The 18,671-nt window shown below is 70.6% G+C and carries 17 protein-coding genes; 10 read left to right on the plus strand and 7 right to left on the minus strand.

Translation table 11 applies throughout. The features are described 5' to 3' along the window. Positions 1–10: 10 nt before the first annotated feature. From ACF1AJ_RS18840 to ACF1AJ_RS18850, 3 genes are all read left to right on the plus strand, one after another. Positions 11–1,477, plus strand: coding sequence for a purine-cytosine permease family protein (locus ACF1AJ_RS18840; protein WP_391508707.1), 1,467 nt, complete (start codon positions 11–13; stop codon positions 1,475–1,477). Continuing rightward, positions 1,474–2,019, plus strand: a complete 546-nt coding sequence (locus ACF1AJ_RS18845) for a cysteine hydrolase family protein (protein ID WP_391508708.1) — start codon at positions 1,474–1,476, stop codon at positions 2,017–2,019. Before ACF1AJ_RS18840 ends, ACF1AJ_RS18845 begins: the two co-directional genes overlap by 4 nt. A 165-nt stretch (positions 2,020–2,184) precedes the next feature. Then, positions 2,185–3,408 (plus strand): MFS transporter, encoded by a 1,224-nt coding sequence (locus ACF1AJ_RS18850; RefSeq protein WP_391508710.1) that lies wholly within the window; start codon positions 2,185–2,187, stop codon positions 3,406–3,408. 64 nt (positions 3,409–3,472) lie between these two features. Here the strand turns inward: ACF1AJ_RS18850 and nagA are convergent, their stop codons facing one another. From nagA to ACF1AJ_RS18880, 6 genes are all read right to left on the minus strand, one after another. After that, on the minus strand, positions 3,473–4,648 hold the full coding sequence (gene nagA / locus ACF1AJ_RS18855) for an N-acetylglucosamine-6-phosphate deacetylase (RefSeq protein ID WP_391508711.1): 1,176 nt from the start codon (positions 4,646–4,648) through the stop codon (positions 3,473–3,475). After that, the gene (locus tag ACF1AJ_RS18860) at positions 4,645–5,430 is read right to left on the minus strand and encodes a DeoR/GlpR family DNA-binding transcription regulator (RefSeq protein ID WP_391508712.1); all 786 of its coding nucleotides are present in this window, start codon (positions 5,428–5,430) and stop codon (positions 4,645–4,647) included. Before ACF1AJ_RS18860 ends, nagA begins: the two co-directional genes overlap by 4 nt. After that, a complete protein-coding gene (locus ACF1AJ_RS18865) occupies positions 5,427–6,287 on the minus strand; it encodes a ketose-bisphosphate aldolase (protein ID WP_391508713.1) in 861 nt (286 codons plus the stop codon). Before ACF1AJ_RS18865 ends, ACF1AJ_RS18860 begins: the two co-directional genes overlap by 4 nt. A 72-nt stretch (positions 6,288–6,359) precedes the next feature. Further along, positions 6,360–7,271 carry a 1-phosphofructokinase family hexose kinase gene (locus ACF1AJ_RS18870; RefSeq protein ID WP_391508714.1) on the minus strand — a complete coding sequence of 304 codons (912 nt, stop codon included), beginning with the start codon at positions 7,269–7,271 and terminating at the stop codon, positions 6,360–6,362. Continuing rightward, positions 7,268–8,284, minus strand: a complete 1,017-nt coding sequence (locus ACF1AJ_RS18875) for an ROK family protein (RefSeq protein WP_391508715.1) — start codon at positions 8,282–8,284, stop codon at positions 7,268–7,270. The genes ACF1AJ_RS18870 and ACF1AJ_RS18875 overlap by 4 nt, the downstream gene beginning before the upstream one ends. Beyond that, the gene (locus ACF1AJ_RS18880) at positions 8,281–9,159 is read right to left on the minus strand and encodes an SIS domain-containing protein (protein ID WP_391508791.1); all 879 of its coding nucleotides are present in this window, start codon (positions 9,157–9,159) and stop codon (positions 8,281–8,283) included. The genes ACF1AJ_RS18875 and ACF1AJ_RS18880 overlap by 4 nt, the downstream gene beginning before the upstream one ends. Positions 9,160–9,518: 359 nt before the next feature. Between ACF1AJ_RS18880 and ACF1AJ_RS18885 the strand changes: the two genes are divergently transcribed. The 4 genes from ACF1AJ_RS18885 (at position 9,519) to ACF1AJ_RS18900 (ending at position 14,029) form a co-directional block, all read left to right on the plus strand. After that, positions 9,519–10,760: an extracellular solute-binding protein gene (locus tag ACF1AJ_RS18885; RefSeq protein ID WP_391508716.1), complete on the plus strand. Its 1,242-nt coding sequence runs from the start codon at positions 9,519–9,521 to the stop codon at positions 10,758–10,760. A 5-nt stretch (positions 10,761–10,765) separates the two neighbouring features. Next, on the plus strand, positions 10,766–11,722 hold the full coding sequence (locus ACF1AJ_RS18890) for a carbohydrate ABC transporter permease (protein ID WP_391508717.1): 957 nt from the start codon (positions 10,766–10,768) through the stop codon (positions 11,720–11,722). Continuing rightward, the gene (locus ACF1AJ_RS18895) at positions 11,719–12,615 is read left to right on the plus strand and encodes a carbohydrate ABC transporter permease (protein WP_391508718.1); all 897 of its coding nucleotides are present in this window, start codon (positions 11,719–11,721) and stop codon (positions 12,613–12,615) included. Before ACF1AJ_RS18890 ends, ACF1AJ_RS18895 begins: the two co-directional genes overlap by 4 nt. A gap of 151 nt (positions 12,616–12,766) precedes the next feature. Next, positions 12,767–14,029 (plus strand): hypothetical protein, encoded by a 1,263-nt coding sequence (locus ACF1AJ_RS18900; RefSeq protein ID WP_391508719.1) that lies wholly within the window; start codon positions 12,767–12,769, stop codon positions 14,027–14,029. On the opposite strand, the gene ACF1AJ_RS18905 is transcribed toward ACF1AJ_RS18900, so the two are convergent. Beyond that, positions 14,013–15,485: a family 20 glycosylhydrolase gene (locus ACF1AJ_RS18905; protein WP_391508720.1), complete on the minus strand. Its 1,473-nt coding sequence runs from the start codon at positions 15,483–15,485 to the stop codon at positions 14,013–14,015. The two genes, ACF1AJ_RS18900 and ACF1AJ_RS18905, sit on opposite strands and share 17 nt — an antisense overlap. Positions 15,486–15,800: 315 nt before the next feature. Here ACF1AJ_RS18905 and glyA point away from each other — a divergent pair, with 315 nt between their 5' ends. The 3 genes from glyA (at position 15,801) to ACF1AJ_RS18920 (ending at position 18,614) form a co-directional block, all read left to right on the plus strand. Continuing rightward, positions 15,801–17,126: a serine hydroxymethyltransferase gene (glyA, locus tag ACF1AJ_RS18910; protein ID WP_354476630.1), complete on the plus strand. Its 1,326-nt coding sequence runs from the start codon at positions 15,801–15,803 to the stop codon at positions 17,124–17,126. A gap of 106 nt (positions 17,127–17,232) precedes the next feature. Continuing rightward, positions 17,233–18,114, plus strand: coding sequence for a bifunctional methylenetetrahydrofolate dehydrogenase/methenyltetrahydrofolate cyclohydrolase (locus ACF1AJ_RS18915; RefSeq protein ID WP_391508721.1), 882 nt, complete (start codon positions 17,233–17,235; stop codon positions 18,112–18,114). Next, complete coding sequence (locus ACF1AJ_RS18920; RefSeq protein WP_391508722.1) at positions 18,111–18,614, plus strand: YbaK/EbsC family protein; 504 nt, start codon at positions 18,111–18,113, stop codon at positions 18,612–18,614. Before ACF1AJ_RS18915 ends, ACF1AJ_RS18920 begins: the two co-directional genes overlap by 4 nt. The last annotated feature ends 57 nt before the right edge of the window (positions 18,615–18,671 follow it).

The raw sequence follows: 18,671 nt of genomic DNA on the forward strand, positions 1-18,671 counted from the left end.
CGATCGGTGCATGACCAGCACCGGTGAGGATGCGCCCGATACCCGTACGGGCGCGGCGTCCGCTTTCGACGTAGAGCTGAACGGGCTCAACACCATTCACGAGAGTGAGCGGAAGGGGCGGCCGCGCGACCTGTTCTGGCCGTGGTTCGGCGCCAACGTCTCGGTGTTCGGGCTCAGCTACGGGTCGTTCCTGCTCGGCTTCGGCATCTCGTTCTGGCAGGCGACCATCGTCGGCGTCATCGGCATCGTCGCCTCGTTCCTGCTGTGCGGCGTGATCGCGCTCGCCGGCAAGCGCGGGTCCGCACCGACGATGGTGCTCAGCCGCGCCGTGTTCGGGGTGGAGGGCAACCGTGTGCCCTCGGCGCTCTCGTGGCTGCTCACGGTCGGATGGGAGACCGTGCTCGTCTCGCTCGCCGCGCTCGCCACCGCGACCGTGTTCGAGCAGCTCGGCTGGGAGGGCGGTGTGGTCACCAAGCTGGTGGCCCTCATCGTCGTCGTCGCGCTCGTCATCGTCGGCGGCGTGATCGGCTTCAACCTCATCATGCGCATGCAGATGGTCATCACGATCGTGACGGGCGTGCTGACCGTGGTCTACATCCTGCTGGTCCTGAACCACATCGACCTCGGCGCCGTCGCGGCGCTCCCCGCTGGGGACGCGCCGCACGTGATCGGCGGGTTCGTCTTCATGCTCACCGGCTTCGGGCTCGGCTGGGTGAACGCCGCCGCCGACTACTCCCGCTACCTGCCGCGCAGCGCCCGCAGCGGGGGAGTGGTGGGATGGACGACCTTCGGCTCGTCGCTCGCCCCCGTCATCCTGCTGATCTTCGGCATCCTGCTCGCCGGCTCCTCCTCGAAGCTGAGCGAGGCCATCGCCGCCGACCCGATCGGCGCGCTCGCGTCGCTGCTGCCCACCTGGTTCCTGGTGCCGTTCGTCATCGTCGCCGTTCTCGGGCTCGTCGGGGGCGCCGTGCTCGACATCTACTCGTCCGGGCTGGCGCTGCTCAGCGTGGGCGTCCGCGTCCCGCGCTACGTCGCTGCGGGCATCGACGGCATCATCATGACCGCCGGCGCGATCTATGTCGTGTTCTTCGCCACCGACTTCCTCGGCCCGTTCCAGGGGTTCCTCATCACGCTGGGCGTGCCGATCGCCGCCTGGTGCGGCATCTTCATCGCCGACATCCAGCTGCGCCGCCGCGACTACGCGGAGGCCGAGCTGTACGACAGGCGCGGTCGCTACGGTGCCATCCGCTGGCTGCCGATCGCGCTGATCGTGGTCGGAACCGCGATCGGCTGGGGCCTCGTCACCAACGGGTCCGCCTCGTGGCTGGCCTGGCAGGGATACCTCCTCGGCCCGATCGGCGGCAAGGAGGGCGACTGGGCCTTCGCGAACCTGGGCGTGCTGGTCGCGCTGGTCACCGGCTACCTGGGCACGCTGCTGTTCTCCCGCAACGCGGTGCGCCGGCAGGAGGAGCGATGACCGGCCCGACGCTCGTCGTCGTCGACATGCAGCAGGTGTTCGGCGACCCGGCGAGTCCCTGGTTCACCCCGCGCTTCTCGGACGCGGAGGCCGTGATCGCCGGGATGGTGCCCGCCTTCGAGCGCGTCGTGTTCACGCGCTTCATCGCACCAAAGCGGCCGGAGGGCGCCTGGGTGCCGTACTACGAGCAGTGGCCGTTCGCGCTCGTCCCGGCCGACGACCCGATCTACGACCTGGTGCTCGCGTTCCGCGACACCGGGCATCCGGTCGTCACCGAGACGACGTTCGGCAAGTGGGGTCCCGCGCTGCGGGAGGCGCTCGACGGGTCGCAGGATGTGGTGCTCGCCGGCGTCTCCACCGACTGCTGCGTGCTGAGCACCGCACTGGGAGCCGCGGACGCGGGCGTGCGCATCCGGGTCGCGGCCGACGCGTGCGCCGGCCTCAGCGATGCCGACCACCAGCGGGCCCTGGACGCGATGGCGCTGTACGCGCCGCTGATCGAGATCTCGGACAGCACTGCCATTCTCGACGGCCTCCGGTAGAATCGTCTGCGGTCGGCGGTTCTCGCACGGCCCTGGGCGCGCACATGGGCGCGTAGTCGACCCGCCATCCCATCCCGGAAGCCGCAGCCAGCCACTGGCACCGGCGCCGAGGCCCGCACGTCGCGGCGGAATGGCCGGGGAACGCCGTCCGTTGGACAGATCCGTATGACTGCCACTTCGACGACTCCGGCGCGCATCGCGCCGAAATTTCCGTGGACCGGGCTGATCGCCCTGGCCGCGGCCACCTTCCTCTCCGTCACCAGCGAGATGATCCCGACCGGCCTGCTGCCGGACATGAGCTCCTCGCTCGGCGTGAGCGAGGCCCAGATCGGGCTGCTCGTGACCGTGTTCGCGTTCACCGTCGTGGTCACCAGTGCACCGCTCACGGCGCTGACCCGGCGCTGGCCGCGCCACGGCCTGCTGATCGGCATCCTGGTCGTGCTCGGTGTCTCTAACGCGCTCACCGCGATCGCGCCGGACTACGCCTTCGTGGTCGGCTCGCGCGTGCTCGGCGGTGTCGCGCACGGCATGTTCTGGTCGATCGTCGGCGCGTACGCCGGCCACCTGGTGCCCAAGGAGCAGATCGGCCGTGCCGTCTCGATCACTCTCGGCGGCGGCACACTGGCGTTCGTGCTCGGTGTGCCGCTCGGCACGTTCGCGGGGCATGTCTTCGGCTGGCGGCTGTCGTTCGGGCTGCTCGCCGCCCTCATGATGGTGGGCGCCGTCGTCATCTGGAAGTTCCTCCCGGCGGTCGAGCGGGAGGCGGACGGCAAGCGACGGCGTGAGCGCGACCGCACGGTGCCCCGGCCACGCGACCGCACCATCCCTTTGGTCATCATGGTCTGCGTGATCGCGGCCGTCACCATGGTCGGGCACTACGCGTTCTACACGTTCGTGGTGCCGTTCCTGACGGGGCCGATGGGCGTGCCCGCGGGCAACGTCGGCGCCCTGCTGTTCATCTACGGGATCGCGGGCGCAGGCGGGCTGATAGTGGCTGGTTCGGTGTTCGGTCCGCGCCCGCAGCTCGGGCTGATCCTCGCGCTGGTCGTGACCGGGATCGCTGTGGCGGCGCTCGCCGTGCTCGCCGGTCAGATCGTGCTCGCGCTGATCGCGTTCATCCTCTGGGGACTCGCCTTCGGCGCGCTCCCACCGCTGCTCCAGACGCGGATGCTGCACACGTCGTCTCCGGCGTTCCGGGACACGGCAAGTGCGCTGTACACGACCTCCTTCAATGTCGGGATCGGCGGGGGCGCGCTCGTCGGAGCGCTCATCTTCGACGCGGGCGGCCTGATGGTGCTGCCGTGGGCGTACGTGGGGCTGCTGGTGGTGTCTGTCGCGCTCGTGCTGGTGGTCGGACGCATGTCGCGAGCGGCCGTCGCGCAGCACTGACCGCACCTGTGGGTCGTAACACGCCGTTCTGGGCCGCCCATAACGGCGTGTTGCGACCCCTGGATCAGGCGACGGGAGCGCCCGCGGCCCAGACGCGGCGGACGCGGAAGTCGGCGTCCAGCAGCACGGCGTCGGCCGCGTAGCCCTGGGCCAGACGGCCGAGGTCATGGCCGCGTCCGACGGCTGCGGCCGGCGTCTCGGTGAGCGCGCGCACCGCGTCGGCGACCGGGATGCCGACCTCGAGCACCGCGCGCCGCAGCGCGTCGTCGAGGGTGAGCGTCGAACCGGCGATCGACCCGCCGCCGGCGAGCCGGGCGACCCCGTCTCGCACCTCGACGTCGAGCGACCCGAGCACGTAGTCGCCGTCGGCGGACCCGGCGGCGGCCATCGCGTCCGTCACCAGGGCCATCCGGCCGGGGGCGGCGGCGAAGGCGATCCGGACCATCTCGGGATGGACGTGCACGCCGTCGTTGACGATCTCGAGCGTCACCCCCGGGGTGCGTGCCGCCGCGGCGACCGGCCCCGGCGCGCGGTGGTGAAGCCCGGGCATGGCGTTGAACGCGTGCGTGAGGATGCTGGCTCCGGCGTCGAAGGCGGCCAGCGCCTGGTCGTAATCGGCGGCGGTGTGGCCGACCGCCACGGCCGCGCCGGCGGCGGAGAAGGCGCGCACCGCGTCCATGCCGCCGGGCCGTTCTGGCGCGATGGTGACCTGTCGAAGGGTGCCGGCCGCGGCATCCACCAGAAGCTCGATGTCGGCAGCCGTCGCCGAGCGCAGCAGCGCCGGGTCGTGGGCGCCCTTGTGCCCGACGTCGAGGAACGGCCCCTCCAGGTGCGAACCGAGGATGCGCGGGTCGGCCGCTGTGAGCGTGGCCACCTCCCGCACACGGCGGGCGAGCTCCGGCACCGGCGCCGTCACCAGCGACAGCACCGAGCGGGTGGTGCCGTGCCGCCGATGCAGCTCCAGCGCCTGGGCGATCGCGGACGGCCCGTCGTCGAAGCTCGCGCCCCCGCCGCCGTGGACGTGGATGTCGACGAAGCCGGGCGTGAGCCACGCACCGCCCGCATCGGTCACAGTCAGGGAGCCCGCACGCGCCGCATCCCCCACGCCCGGCTCGTCGCGCCACGTCGCGCCGCTGCCGACCGCGGCGATCGTGTCGCCGTCGAAGCGCACCCAGCCGTCTTCGATGACGGCCCCGCCGTCGACGAGCCGGGTCGAGTGGATGAGCTGGCCGTCGCTCACGCGACGATCACCTCGATGCCCTGTTCGACGAACGCAGCCCGCTGCTCGACGGTGATGCCCTCGTCGGTGATGAGCGTCGTCAGCACCTTCGGGCCGCCGAGGGTTGCGAACGCCTTGCGGCCGATCTTGGACGAGTCGGCCACGACGACGGCGCGGGTCGCCCGGCGCGCCATCAGCGAGTTGACGCTCGCCTCGCCCTCGTCGTGCACGGTGGCGCCGACCACCGGGTCGATGCCGTTGACGCCGATGAACGCGATGTCCATCGTGATCTTCTCCAGCACGACGTCGCTGTACGGCCCGACGAGCTCGTACGAGCGCGCGTGCACGACACCGCCGGTCATCACGGTCTTGATCTGCGGCCGCATCACCAGCTGAGCGGCGATGTTGATGGCGTTGGTGACGACAGTGAGACTGGGATGCGGCGAGGGCTCCATGAGGTCGGGGCGCGACCCGAGCGCGGTCGCGACGGCGGTGCTGGTCGTCCCGCCGCACAGGCCGACCACGGCGCCGCGCGGCACGAGGGCGCTCGCCGCCTGGGCGATCCTCAGCTTCTCGGGCGCGTGCTGCTCGCGCTTGTACCGGATGGGCAGGTCGTAGGCGACCGACTGGCCGATCGCTCCGCCGCGGGTGCGGGTGAGCAGTTGTTGCGACGCCAGGGCGTCGAGGTCGCGGCGTGCGGTGGCCGCCGACACATCCAGCTTGGCCACGATGTCGTCGACCTCGATCTGGCCTGCCTCGGCCAGCAGGTCGAGCACGGCGTTCAGCCGTTCGGCTCTGTTCATCGCTGTGCGCTCTCCGTTCCGCCTGCCACATCGAACAGGGTCATCAGCCGTGCCGCCTCCCTGGTCACCGCGGCGCGTCCCTCCCGCACGTACTTCCGCGGGTCCACCACATCGGGATGCGCGCTGAGGTACGCCCGGATCGCGTCCGTGAAGAACCGGTTGAGGTGGGTGGAGACGTTGACCTTGGTGATCCCTGCGCGGATCGCCGCCTCGATCGTCTCATCCGCCACGCCGCTGGAGCCGTGCAGGACCAGAGGAACCGGCACGGCGTGTCGCAGCCGGGCGATGAGATCGAGGTCGACCGAGGCGGTCCGCTCGGTCATGGCGTGGGAGCTGCCGACCGCGACGGCGAGGGCGTCGACGCCGGTCTCCTCGACGAAGCGGCGGGCCTCGTCGGGGTCGGTCCGGACGCCCGGAGCGTGCGCGCCGTCCTTCCCACCGATCTCGCCCAGCTCCGCCTCCACCAGCACGTCGTTGGCGTGAGCGTGTTCGACGACGCGCACGGTGGCGGCCACGTTGCGGTCGTAGTCGAGCGTCGCTCCGTCGTACATGACCGAGCCGAAGCCCAGTTCGACCGCCTGCCGCGCGAGCTGCTCGTCCTCGGCGTGGTCGAGGTGCACGGCGACATGCGCCGTCGACGCGCGGGCGAGGGCGAGGGTCGCCGACGCGATGGGGTCGAGCGAGCCGTGGTACGCGACGCAGTTCTGCGAGATCTGCAGGATGACCGGGAGCGCGGTCTGCTCGGCCGCGTCGACGAGGGCCTCGGCGGTCTCCAGCTGGATGACGTTGAAGGCGGCGAGTCCCGTGTGGCGGCCGACGGCCGCGTGCAGCAGGTCGGCGGTAGGGACGAGGGGCATGGCGGCGACTCCGGGCGAGGGTGGATGCGGTGGATGGGCGACGGATGAATGGGGCGGGATGGATCGGCCCGTTCAGCCGGTCTCGATGCGCCCCTCGAACTCCCGGAACCCCGGGGCGAGCTCGCCGGCGAGCGGCGCGAGCACAGCGGCGGCCGACCAGGCGGTGGCGCGGCGGACGAGCACCGACGGATCGGTGACGCCGACGGCGAGCAGGTTCGCGACCGCGGCGACCGCCGCATCCCCCGCGCCGGTGGCATTGCCGGTCAGGGGCGACCCGAGCCGCGCGTGGACGGGTGCTCCGTCGCGCGGCACGGCGAGCATCCCGTCGGCGCCGAGCGACACGAGCACCAGCCCGGCGCCGGCGTCGAGCAGCACCCGCGCGCCGTCCACCGGGTCGTCGTGGCCGGTCGTCTCCGTCAGCTCGCGACGGTTGGGCTTCACCACGGAGGCGCCGGCCTCGGCCGCGCGCACGAGCGGTGCCCCGACCGCGTCGATCACGCTCGGCAGACCGCGGGTGGCGGCCGCCGCGACGATTCGGGCGTAGACGTCGTCCGGTGCGTCGGGCGGGAGGCTTCCCGATCCCACGACGCAGGTGGCGGGCACCATGAGCCGGTCGACGGCGTCGTGCAGGGCCGTCCACTCGGCCGCGGAGAGGGCGCCGCCCGTCTCGTTGATCACCGTCGTCTCGCCGGTGGACTCGTCGACGACGGCGACGCTGCTGCGGGTCGGCGCGGCGACGGGCACCAGCTCCGAGGGCAGGTGGGACGCCTCGAGGTCGTCGGCCAGCCGCAGTCCCGGCGGACCGCCGGCGGTGGTGAGGATGAAGGCGGCGGTCCCGGTTTGGGCCAGCACACGCGCGACGTTGAGGCCTTTGCCGCCCGCTCGTACGGCCGGGGCGGCGGCGCGATGCGTCTCGCCCGGCTCCAACAGGGCCACGCGGTAGGTGAGATCGAGCGCCGGGTTCGGCGTGACGGTGAGGATCATGACGCCACCTCGGCGGCGGATGCGGTCGACGCCGAAGCCATCGACGTCGAGGTGGATCCGGCCAGCCGGTCGCGCGCCCGCAGGGCAGCGCCGATGAGCCCGGCGTTCTCTCCGATGCTCGCGGGCAGCAGCACCGGCCGCCGGTGGAAGGTGAGGATGGCGTCCAGCTTCTGCGCGAGCGGCTCGAACAGCGCGGGGCCGGCCTGCGCCAGTCCGCCGCCGATCACCACGGCCTCGGGCGCCAGCAGCGCGACGGTGTGCGAGAGGTCGAGCGCCAGCGCATCCACCGCGGAGTCCCACACGCTCTGAGCGACTTCGTCTCCGGCCTGCGCCCGCGCGAGCACTTCGCGCGCACCCGGGACCTCCGCCCCGGTGAGCGTGTTGTACCGGCGCGCGATCGCCGCGGCCGATGCGACCGCCTCGAGGCAGCCGATGCCGCCGCAGGCGCAGAGCGGCCCGTCGGCGACCCGGGAGTGCCCCATCTCGCCGGCCATGCCGCCGCCGGTGTGCAGGCGGCCGTCGAGGAAGATCGCCCCGGCGATGCCGGTGCCGATCGCCATGACGACCACGTCGCGGTAGGGCGCGGCGGCGCCGAGCCGGTGCTCGGCCTCTCCGGCCCCGCGCACGTCGTGGCTGAACGCCACCGGGATGCCGAGTGCGGCCTCCGCCCGGTCGCGGAAGGGGAAGTCGCGCCAGCCCAGGTTCTCGGCGAATACGCCGATCCCGGCGTCGTCGTCCACGTGGCCGGGCACCAGCAGCCCGGCCGCGCGCGGCGCGATGTCCGGGTGCTCCTGTCGAAAGCGCTCGGCGAGACCGGCGACCGCGGTCACCACGGCGTCGCCGGTCGCCTCCCCGGCATGAGGCGTCGGGATGCGCACCACCTGCAGCAGGCGGCCGGCGTCGTCGACGAGGGCGGCCTTGGTATCCGTTCCTCCGACGTCGAAGGCCAGCACCGGTGCGCCGTCGCCTAGCGGAGCGGCGGCCGGTGGCGGGGTCCGGGAGTCAGTGGTCACGAGGGGAGGATGACCGATCGAGTGAGGTTGCGGGGGCTGTCGGGGTCGAGGCCGGCGCGGCGGGCGCGCGCGAGGGCGACCCGCTGCGCGCGCACCAGGTCGGCCATCCCGTCGATCGGGCGGTCCTCGAAGCGCGCCCCGGTGACCGCGAGGTCGCCGGAGAGCCCTCCGGGAGCTTCGCCCAGCATCCACGTGACGCGGCCGGGAGCGGCGATGGCGATCGGGCCGTGGCGGTACTCCTTGGCGGGATACGACTCCGTCCACGACTGCGACGCCTCGCGCATCTTGAGGGCGGCCTCGTGCGCGAGCCCGACCGTCCATCCCGCGCCGAGGAACGAGTACTGGTCGGCGGTGACGAGCTCGTCGTCCAGCTCCTCCTGGATCGCCGCGGAGGCCTGGTCGATCGCGGGGGAGAGATCGTGGCCGAGGGAGGCGCGGACGAGGGCGAGCGCCGTGGTCGCGAACCGGGTCTGCACCACCGACTGCTCGTCGGCGAACGGGAGCCGGATGGCGACATCCACCAGACTCACGAGAGGCGTGTCCGGGTCGCCGACGATCCCTACGGTGCGGGCCCGGTTGCCCGACGAGCGGAGGCCGTCGAGCAGCTCGAGCACCTCGGTCGTGGTGCCGGAGCGCGTGATGGCGACGACCGCGTCGTAGTCGCGGTCGACGAACGCCTCGGAGGCGGCGAACGCGTCGGTGACGCCGTGTCCGGCGCTCTCGCGCAGGACTGCGTACGACTGCGCCATGAACCACGAGGTCCCGCAGCCGACGACGGCGATGCGCTCACCGGCGGCGGGGAGCAGCGACTGCTCCTCGCGCAGGCCGGCCGCGGTCGCCCAGGTCTCCGGCTGCGACCGCAGCTCGGCCTCCATGTGGGCCCCTGCGGTGGGTGCGTGCGTCACTGATCGCTCCTGTTCTTCGCTTTCGCGGCCGAGTGCGTGGTTGTCTCGCACAATGATCACTGATGATCGAAGCCTCTGTCTAGTGATCATGTTCAATCGTTTCGGGTAGGACCTGCCAGCGCACCGGCTCATCCTGTAAACGCCGTGTAACGATCTTGTGCATTGTCCTTGACGCGGGGGAGCAGAAGCGCCATGATTTCGATCATCCATTGAGTGCAAGTGCTTGTTTCGAGCAGAAACAAATCACTAAGCATCAACAGCTACGCATCGTCGCGCAGGTTCCATCGGCAGTGACGGTTCGCGTTTCCCTTCAAGAAGTGAGGAAGTCAATGAAGAAGTCACTGCGGTGGGGAGCGGCGGTCGCAACAGCGGCGGTCGCCACCATGACGCTCGCCTCCTGCGGCTTCAGCGGCGGGTCCGGAGGCTCGTCCGGCGGCGCGCAGACGCTCGACCTGATGGTCGCCAGCTACTCGGACAACACCAAGACCGAATGGCAGCAGATCATCAAGGACTTCGAGGCGAAGAACAGCGACATCAAGGTCAACCTCGACGTCGAATCCTGGACCGACATCAACAACGTCATCAAGACGCGCATCCAGGCGCAGAAGCAGCCCGACATCCTGAACATCGACGCGTTCGCCGGCTTCGCGGCCGACGACCTGCTCTACCCGGCCAAGGACATCGTCTCCTCCGCCACGCTCGACGACTTCCAGGACGCCTTCAAGAAGAACGCGAGCATCGACGGCACGCAGTACGGCCTTCCGTTCATCGCCTCCGCCCGCGCGCTGTTCTACAACAAGGACGACTTCTCCAAGGCCGGCATCTCGGCCCCGCCGAAGACCTGGGCCGAGTTCGAGGACGCCGCCGCCAAGCTGAAGGCCGCCGGCATCACGCCGTACGGCATGCCGCTCGGCAGCGAGGAGGCACAGGCCGAGACCGCCATCTGGTTCTACGGAGCGGGCGGCGGATACGGCGACGCCAAGAAGCTGACCATCGACAGCTCGGAGAACGTCGAAGGCGCCACCGAGATGCAGAAGATCATCACGCAGGGCTATACGCAGGCGAACCCCGGTTCGACCAACCGCACCCCGCTGCTGAACGTCTTCATCCAGGGCCAGCTCGGCATGCAGGTCGGCCTGCCGCCGACAGTCGGGCAGATCAAGGACAAGAACCCGTCGCTGCAGTACGGCATCGCGCCGATCCCCACCAAGGACGGCTCGCCGTTCACCCTGGGCGTCGCGGACCACCTGATGGCGTTTAAGAACAAGACGGACAAGACGGCGTCGATCAAGAAGTTCCTCGACTACTTCTACTCGAAGGACGTCTACACGAAGTGGGTCTCGGCCGAAGGCTTCCTGCCGACGACCAAGTCCGGTGCCGACGCGATGGGCTCCGACGAGACCATCAAGCCGTTCCTCGACCTGCTGCCGAACGCGAAGTTCTACCCGTCCACCAACCCGAACTGGTCGGCCGCGCAGGGCGCGATCCAGAGCCAGATCGGTCAGCTCGGTCAGGGCGCGAAGCCCGAAGACCTGCTGAAGTCCATCCAGGCGAAGGCCGACGGCCAGTAACCCGGATGACCAGCACTGCTGAAGCGACCCGCGCGGGGGCGGCCACCGGCCGTCCCCGCCGCGGGGCGTCCCCCAAGCCCACCGGCGGGGCGTCCGACCTGTGGCACGCCGTGCCGTGGACGCTGCCCGCCCTCATCTTGATCTTCGGCGTCGTGCTGTTCCCCGCCGGCTACATGATCTACAACTCCACCCGGAAGATCTCGATCGCCGGCGTGGACCACGGATCGGTCGGCCTGAAGAACTACGTCACGGTGCTGTCGCGGCCGGAGCTCCCCGGCATCCTGCTCAACTCCCTGGTCTGGGTCGTCTCGGTCGTCGTGATCACCGTCGTGATCTCGCTCGCTCTCGCCCAGTTCCTCGACAAGAACTTCCCCGGCCGGCGTTGGGTGCGGATGGCGATCATCGTCCCGTGGGCGGCCAGCGTCGTCATGACCACCACCGTGTTCGTCTACGGCCTCGACCCCTTCTACGGGATCATCAACAAGTTCCTGGTCGACATCCATCTGCTCGCCGAGCCGTTCGGATTCACCAAGGAGCCGATCCCTGCGTTCATCTCGTCGATCGGCATCGCGGTGTTCGTCTCGCTGCCGTTCACGACCTACACGATCCTCGCGGGGCTGGCCGGCATCCCCGGCGACATGCTCGAGGCGGCGAAGATGGACGGCGCAGGAGCGTTCCGCTCGTACTTCAGCGTGACCCTCCCTAACCTGCGGAGCGCGATCGCCCTGGCCGCGCTGATCAACATCATCAACGTGTTCAACTCGCTGCCCATCCTGAAGCTGATGACCGGATCCATCCCCGGCTATGAGGCGGACACGACCACCACCTACGTGTTCAAACTGCTCCAGAACGAGCAGCGCATCGACCTGTCCAGCGCCCTCAGCGTGATCAACTTCCTGATCGTGCTCGTCGTCGTCGGCATCTACCTCTGGGTCGTCAAGCCGATGAAGGAGGTCTCGTGACCGCCCCAGCCCCCGTCGCGCTCGCCGGAGCGCCGACGCCGCGCCGCCGTCGCTCCCGGTCCGCCGGATCCTCCTGGCGCGTCGCCGGGAAGACCATCGCCGGCATCGTGATCGCCCTGGTCTTCATCGCGCCGTACCTGATCATGCTGATCGGCTCGTTCAAGAGCAGGAACAACATCCTCGCGGTCCCGCCGACCTACCTGCCCGAGCAGTGGCATCCCGAGAACTACCTCACGATGTGGTCGACGCCGGAGACGCCGCTGCCGTACAACCTCATCTCCACCATCGTGATCTCCGTGTTCGCGACGGTGCTGGTGCTGCTGGTGTGCGTGCCCGCGGCCTATTACACGGCGCGGTTCCGGTTCCCGGGTCGCGGGATCTTCCTGTTCCTCGTCATCGTGACCCAGATGCTCCAGCCGACCGTGCTCGCGACGGGTCTCTTCAAGGAGATGGTCGCGCTCGGGATCAACGACACGTGGCTCGCGATGATCCTCGTCAACGCGGCGTTCAACCTCGCGTTCGCGATCTGGATCATGCACAGCTTCTTCGCGGGAGTGCCGAAGGAGGTCGACGAGGCCGCCCAGCTCGACGGCGCGGGGAAGTGGGCCGTGCTGTTCCGCGTCCAGCTCCCACTCGTCTGGCCGGGCATCGTCACGGCGATCATCTACACCTTCGTCGCGTCGTGGAACGAGTTCGCGGCGAGCCTCGTGATCCTGTCGACGGATGCCAACCAGCCGCTCTCCGTGGCGCTCACCAAGTTCGTCGGCCAGTACGACGCGGCCTGGCAGTACGTGTTCGCGGTGTCGGTCGTCGCCGTCATCCCCGTGGTCATCCTGTTCATGCTCATCGAGAAGCGGCTCGTCGGCGGTCTCACCGCGGGCAGCGTGAAGTAGGGCACCCCGACCCGGCGGGGGGCGCCGCGCGTGTGGCGCGATGCGGTCGCCTCCCGCCGTATGAGGACTCTCTCAGGCCGCGTCAACCGGCTGCCGGAGAACCGTTTCCGGCGGGTACCATCCCAGAGGGCAGATCCCGGGGAGGGATCGGATGGCGACGGACGGGACGATGACGGCGGGCACCACGAGCACCAGGCGACCGGAGCTGCCCGGCCGCCCGATGGCGGTACCGCGGCGGCTGCGCTTCGCCGGCCGCGAGGTGCCCTGGTGGGCGGCCGTTCTCGTGCTGTACGCCGTCTCGCGGCTGCTCACCACCATGCTGATGCTCGCGCTGTTCGTCACCGCCAACGTCGCGCACTGGGACTACGCGAGCCCGCGGATGAACCCGACGTTCTTCACGTTCTCGGGCGCGTGGGACGGCGCGTACTACAGCCAGATCGTGGAGCAGGGGTACCCCACCAGCCTCCCGCGCGACAGCGACGGCTCTGTGCAGCAGAACCCGTGGGCGTTCCTGCCCCTCTTCCCGATGGTCGTGCGGGTCGTGATGCTCCTCACCGGGCTGAGCTTCTATCCCGCCGGGTTCGCGGTCGCGATGGTTTTCGGGGCCGCCGCCAGCGTGGTGCTGTTCCGGCTGGTAGCAGCGCGGGCGGGAGTCTCCAGCGCGTTCTGGGCGACGGCGTTCTTCTGCTTCGGTCCGCTCTCGTTCGTGCTGCAGATCGCCTACGCGGAGAGCATGTTCTTCTTCCTCATGTTCGCGGCGCTGCTGACCATGATTCAGCGGCGGTACTGGCTGATGCTGCCCTTCGGCGTCGCCGCGGCGTTCACCCGGCCCGGGGCGCTGGCCCTGCCGCTCGCGCTCGCCATCGTTCTCGTCGTCCGGACCGTGCGGGCCCGGCGCGGCACGGACGCATTCCTGCCGCGGGAGCGCCTCTCGATGGTGGTGACCGGGGGATTGATGGCGCTGGCCGGCCTCGCCTGGCCGATCATCGCGGCAGCCGTGACGGGCACCGGCGACGCCTACGTCAGCACCGAGCTCTCCTGGTGGACGGGCTTCATCGGCAAGGTGGCGTTCATCCCGCTGACGCCGTGGTTCCTGCTCAGCTGGAAGTACCTCAGCATCCTGGGCGCGCTGATCGTGCTCGCGATCGTCGCCGGGTTCACCTGGGTGGTGACCCGGCCGTCCGTCCGCGCGCTCGGGACGGAGACCGTCGCGTACGCGGCCAGCTACGGGCTGTACCTGTTCGCGGTGTTCCTGCCGCAGCAGAGCACCTTCCGGCTGCTGCTGCCGCTCGCACCCCTGGCGGGCGCGCGCGGACTCACGCGTCATCGGAAGGCGCGAAAGGCCGCCCTGATCGCGTGCATCGCTCTGCAGCCGGTGGCGATCGTGCTGTTGTGGTTCATCGGGTACCCGTGACCTGTCGCCACGGCACCTCGGGCACACGGCGGTAGCGGGTTCCTGCTGCGTCCCAGTGCTCGGCGAGCTCGGCGACGCGCTCGGTGAAGTCGTCCAGGTCGCGCGCCGCCTCGACGGGCTCGGTGTCGGCGGGCGCCCGAGACCACCCCACTTCCGCCACCGCCGCGAGCCGGGGGAGGACCATCTCCTCGACCTCCTCGATGGAGGTGACCGTCTCCGTCCACAGCGCGGCCTCCACGCCCAGGATGTGCGCATCTCCGACGCCCGGGATGACACGAGCCGGGTCCCACGCGAACGCGTCGCGCAGAGTGGTCGGCTTGCCGGTCCAGTCCTGGCCGATCGCGTCGCCCTCCGCGTAGACGATGTCGAGGTAGGCGGCGTCCGACGGCGAGAGGATGAGGGAGCCGCCCCCGCGGACGAAGGTCACCGCGTACTCGGCGGATCGCTCGCGCGGCGTGGTGAAGTCCCAGTACTGCCCGACGGTCCCGGCCGGCAGGGCGCCCGCCTTGCCCATCTCGTGCCAGCCGACCGGCGTCTTGCCGTTCTCGGCGACGACCCGCGCGGCCTCCTCCACGAACGCGACGAAGTCCGCCGGCGACGTGCTCAGGCACTCGTCGCCGCCGAGGTGCAGCAGAGGTCCCGGCGTGAGCGCGGCCACCTCGCGGACGACGTCGCGCACGAAGCGGCGGGTCACCGCGTCCCCCGTCTGCAGCGTGCTGAAGCCGACGTCCGAGCCCGTGTAGAGCGGGCGCGCGACCCCGTCGGGATTCAGCTCGGGATACGACGCGAGCGCCGCGTTCGTGTGGCCCGGCATGTCCAGCTCCGGGACCACGGTGACGTGCCGTTCGGCCGCGTAGGCGACGAGGTCGCGGAACTCGTCCTGCGTGTAGAACCCGCCGCGGCTGCCGTCGCTGCCGGTCGAGCCGCCGACGCGGGTCAGCTCCGGCCACGACTCGATGTGGATGCGCCAGCCCTGGTCGTCGGTCAGGTGCAGGTGCAGGTGGTTGATCTTGAGCAGGACGATCGCGTCGATGAACCGCTTCACCTCGGCCGGCGTGAAGAAGTGGCGCGCCACATCCAGCATCGCTCCGCGATACGCGTACCGCGGATGGTCATGGACGCGGACGGGCTCGATCGTCAGCGGGTCGCCGTCGCAGACGGCCGGGACCAGCTGGCGCAGCGTCTGCACGCCCCAGAACGCGCCGGCCGGGGTCGCTGCGCCGATGCGCACGCCCTCCACGGCGACCTCCAGCGTGTAGCCCTCCGCGCTGTCCGGGCCGTCCTCGTGCGGGCCCTCGCCCGGTGCGATCACCACGGCGATGTCGCCGAACGCGGGCGGCTCGTCCACGATCGCGAGGTCGCGGGAGCAGTCCGTCGCGAGGGCGTCGCGCAGCAGCCGCGCGACGGCGTCGGCTCCGGGCCCGGCGACGCTGATCCGCGCGGTCGGGGCCAGCACGAAGGGCGAACCCTCCGATGGCGAGACGGAGACAGGGCGGGGCACGACCACGGTGAGCTCCCTTGCGGGTCGGGGCAGAGCGGATGAGACCGACTCCGCCCGCCCCGCATGCGTCGGCCATCAGCGAGTATCGCAGGGCCTCCGGCGATGGGCAAGGGTTCCGCCCGGCGTCCGCTTTGCTATGCTTGGCCCGTCGCGACTGGCGCTCAGATGGTCACCATCGGGGAGCGACACGGAACCTCGAGAACACGGATGGATGCGGCCGCGCGCCTGGGTCGCTACGCAATAGTCCATCCCTGTACGAAGGAGCCGGCCATGACCGATACCCTCCCCTCGACGTTCACCGCCCCTCTGGCGGAAGTCGACCCCGAGATCGCGGAGGTGCTGCAGCTCGAGCTCGGCCGCCAGCGCGACTACCTCGAGATGATCGCCTCCGAGAACTTCGTGCCGCGCGCGGTGCTCGAAGCGGTCGGCTCCGTCCTCACCAACAAGTACGCGGAGGGCTACCCGGGCCGCCGCTACTACGGCGGCTGCGAGTACGTCGACATCGCCGAGCAGCTCGCGATCGACCGGGCGAAGGCCCTCTTCGGCGCCGAGTACGCCAACGTCCAGCCGCACTCCGGTGCCTCCGCCAACGCCGCCGTGCTCTCCGCCATCGCGACGCCCGGCGACACCATCCTGGGCCTGGAGCTCGCCCACGGCGGCCACCTCACCCACGGGATGAAGCTCAACTTCTCCGGCAAGCTCTACAACGCCGTGTCGTACGGCGTCGACCCCGAGACGTTCCTCGTCGACATGAACGTCGTGCGCGACAAGGCGCTCGAGCACAAGCCGCAGGTCATCATCGCCGGCTGGTCGGCCTACCCGCGCCAGCTCGACTTCGCGGCGTTCCGCGAGATCGCCGACGAGGTCGGAGCGAAGCTGTGGGTGGACATGGCGCACTTCGCCGGTCTCGTCGCCGCTGGGCTGCATCCCTCGCCCGTGCCCTTCGCCGACGTGGTCAGCTCGACCGTCCACAAGACCATCGGCGGCCCGCGCTCCGGCTTCATCGTGAGCCGCGACACCGAGCTCGCCAAGAAGCTCAACTCGAACGTGTTCCCGGGCCAGCAGGGCGGGCCGCTCATGCACGTGATCGCCGCGAAGGCGACCGCGTTCAAGCTGGCGGCGACCGAGGAGTTCAAGGACCGCCAGGAGCGGACCATCCGCGGTGCGAAGCTGCTCGCCGAGCGCCTCACCGCCGACGACTCCCGCGCCGCCGGTGTGGACGTGCTCACGGGCGGGACCGACGTGCACCTCGTGCTCGCCGACCTGCGCACATCGGAGCTCGACGGCCAGCAGGCGGAGGACGTGCTGCACGAGGTCGGCATCACCGTGAACCGCAACGCCGTGCCGTTCGACCCGCGCCCGCCGATGGTGACCTCCGGTCTCCGGATCGGCACCCCGGCGCTCGCGACCCGTGGTTTCGGCGACACCGAGTTCACCGAGGTGGCCGACATCATCGCGCTGGCCCTCCGTCCTGGTGCCGACACCCGCGCGCTGCGCGCCCGCGTCGACGCGCTGACCGCGGCGTTCCCGCTCTACCCGGGCCTGACGCCGTCCGGCGCCGAGGCCGTCCAGGTCGAGCTCCCCTCCTCCATCTGACCCACCCCCTACCCCAGCCATCAGCTCCTGAGTTTTTCCGCCGATTCGCGTCGTTTCGTGCGAAAAACTCAGGAGCTGGCGGCTTCGTTCTGTGGAAGGAGCGAACGTGACCGCACAGATTCTGGACGGGAAGGCGACCGCCGCCGCGATCAAGGCGGAGCTGAAGGAGCGCGTCGGCGCGCTGCGTGAGAAGGGCATCGTCCCGGGACTCGGGACGATCCTCGTCGGCGACGACCCGGGCTCGCAGTGGTACGTCGCCGGAAAGCACCGCGACTGCGCCGAGGTCGGCATCGCCTCCATCCGCCGCGACCTGCCCGCCGACATCTCGCAGACCGAGCTCGAAGCCGTGGTCGAGGAGCTCAACAACGACCCCGACTGCACCGGCTTCATCGTGCAGCTGCCTCTGCCGAGCCACCTCGACACCGACGCCATCCTCGAACTCGTCGACCCGGCGAAGGATGCGGACGGCCTCCACCCGACGAATCTCGGCCGCCTGGTGCTCAATGTGAACCGGCCGATCACCTCGCCTCTGCCGTGCACGCCGCGCGGTGTGATCGAGCTGATGCTGCGGCACGGCATCGACATCCGCGGCAAGGATGTGGTGGTCGTCGGCCGCGGCGTCACCGTGGGGCGGTCGATCGGCGCACTGCTGACCCGTCGCGAGTACAACGCGACCGTCACCCTCACCCACACCGGCACCCACGACCTGGACGCGCACCTCCGCCGTGCCGACATCATCGTGGCCGCCGCCGGCGTCGCCGGGCTGGTCACCGCCGCGAACGTCAAGCCCGGCGCGATCGTTCTCGACGTGGGCGTGAGCCGCGTGGAGGATCCGGTGACCGGCAAGAGCGTCGTCGCGGGCGACGTGGCGCCGGATGTGGCCGAGGTCGCCTCCTGGGTCTCCCCGAACCCCGGTGGGGTCGGCCCGATGACGCGCGCGCTGCTGCTGCAGAACGTCGTCGAGTCGGCGGAGCGGGAGCTGCAGTGACCGACGCGCCGCGCGAGCGGACGCACCCCGCCGTCGAACGTGTCGAAGCGGCGCTGCTCGCGGCGGGGGTCGAGCCTCGGGTCCGCTGGTTCGAATCGGCCACGCCGACCGCGGCGTCCGCCGCTGCGGAACTGGGTGTCGAGGTGGGTGCGATCGCGAACTCGCTCGTCTTTACGATCGACGGCGAACCGCTCCTCGTGATGACCTCCGGCGCCCACCGCGTCGACACCGCGTTCCTCGGCGAGCGGCTCGGCGGCCGCATCCGCCGCGCCGACCCTGAGACCGTCAAGGCGGCGACGGGTCAGACGATCGGCGGCGTCGCACCCGTCGGTCACCCGCAGCGCCTGCGAACCGTGGTGGATGTGGCGCTCGCCGGCTACCCGGAGATCTGGGCGGCCGCGGGTCACGCCCACACCGTCTTCCCCACCGCGTTCGACGAGCTCGTGCGCCTCACCGGCGGCGAGCCGCACCCCGTCGAGCCGGCTCCGTCCGCAGACTGACGCACGTCCTTCCGCCGGCGGACGCCCGGGCGGGAGCTGCAGGATAGCGTCGGCTGC

The organism is Leifsonia sp. NPDC014704 (assembly GCF_043083605.1).
Taxonomy (GTDB): domain Bacteria; phylum Actinomycetota; class Actinomycetes; order Actinomycetales; family Microbacteriaceae; genus Leifsonia.